Below are 1,507 nucleotides of genomic sequence, written 5' to 3' on the forward strand. Positions count from 1 at the left end.
TCCTTGTTGTGAAATGATAAAATCAATTTACCGCACATGGGGATTGGGGCAATAGGTTTTACAGGGTTACGGGGTTTTTCAACGGGCTGTTATGCAACTGCTCACGGGTTTCATATTCAGCGGTGACATCCCGAAAAACCAGAACAGCTCCCGTCAGTTTGCCTTTGGCATCATGCATGGGAGCAGCGTTCTTGGAAATGTTGTGCTTGGTGCCATTGCGTTCGAGGAGAAGGGTGTCGTTGGTTATTTGAACAGGCTCTCCAGTCTCCAAGATACGTACGACCGGATCGATGAACTGCTCGTGATTCTTTTGGTCAACGACGCGCACCACCTCGGCAAGCATTTTGTGGTGAGCGTCGGCGCTGTTCCATCCGGTGAGCGCCTCGGCGACAGGGTTCATATACAGTATCCTGCCCATGGTATCGACAGAGATTACGGCATGTTGGATGGAACGCAATGTGGTGTCCAACTGCTCTCTGGCCTGCTGCAGGCTATCGATGAAATGCTGTTTGGATTCTTGGTCAAGCAGGATCTTGCCGACCAGGATGGTCGCCAAGGGGTAGAAGATGAGTACGGGGAAGCGAATGCGTTGCGTGACGATCAGCGCCTTTTCAAACGACAAGGCGAAAGCCATGATCAACACAACAAGATGGACAACTATTCCAAACACAAAAAGATGGCGAACAGCCAGGGGCCGTCCACTGGCACGAAAGAGATAATGGGCCGCCAAACCAACGGCTGTTGAAGAGAGGATGATCAGCATGACCGCGACCATTCCAGAACCGCCTATCATCAGCCGGCAGGCAAGGGTCACCACGCAGCTGATCGTGGCGGTCAAAGGGCCGTAAAAGAGAGCGCAAATACTTAATATCACCGACCGGCCATCGAAAAAAAAGCCGGGTTCCAGTTGGAAAGGGCGCAACATGCCGAGCGCAGCCACACCGCCAAAAAGCATACCTTGGGCTATCTTGCCGATTCGAGTGTGTCGCGCCCAATACTGTTCGATGAAGCCTGAAACAATACTGAAGGCAACCAACAGAGCCAGATTCAAAATCAAGTCGAGGTATGTCATGGCTGAAGACAGTCCGTTGTCAGGAAAACCCTGTGGAAACAAATGCGTTTATTCTAAAATCTACTTACCACCTCTGTCCCACTGATGCAACAGGTTGAAATTTCATATTTCTTATCGGTACATCTACCTATTCCCAATATAATACCCGCAATTTTACCAATGATTCAAAACAACAACGGAGGGCGGTGTTCGCTCCCCTTCCACTCATTCGCCCAAGTGAAGCGATCTGGATGAGGGCCGCCGGTCGTCAAGAACCACAAGACAAATGGTTCATCCGGCAAATGCGTACCCGACTGCGGAATGAGTGGCGAAGTGACATGGCATGAGAGATGTTGTCTGGTTGCCTAATCCGGTGAAGTCGGCCACGCATTCCAGTCGAAGCCGGCCGGGCATTCCGGTGGAAGCCGGCCACCTGTTCCGGTGGAAGCCGGCCAC

At 51.7% G+C, this 1,507-nt stretch carries 1 protein-coding gene; it reads right to left on the reverse strand.

What is annotated here, in order from left to right; translation table 11 throughout:
• Window positions 1-58: 58 nt before the first annotated feature.
• Window positions 59-1,072, reverse strand: coding sequence for a LytS/YhcK type 5TM receptor domain-containing protein (locus Q362_RS22565; protein ID WP_028319697.1), 1,014 nt, complete (start codon window positions 1,070-1,072; stop codon window positions 59-61).
• Between the last annotated feature and the right edge of the window lie 435 nt (window positions 1,073-1,507).

The sequence above is a fragment of the Desulfobulbus elongatus DSM 2908 genome (assembly GCF_000621145.1).
Taxonomy (GTDB): Bacteria; Desulfobacterota; Desulfobulbia; order Desulfobulbales; family Desulfobulbaceae; genus Desulfobulbus; species Desulfobulbus elongatus.

What these genes read in the sequence shown, in the direction of transcription:
- Q362_RS22565 (WP_028319697.1), bottom strand. Translation starts at nt 1,072, where the DNA reads ATGACATACCTCGACTTGATTTTGAATCTGGCTCTGTTGGTTGCCTTC.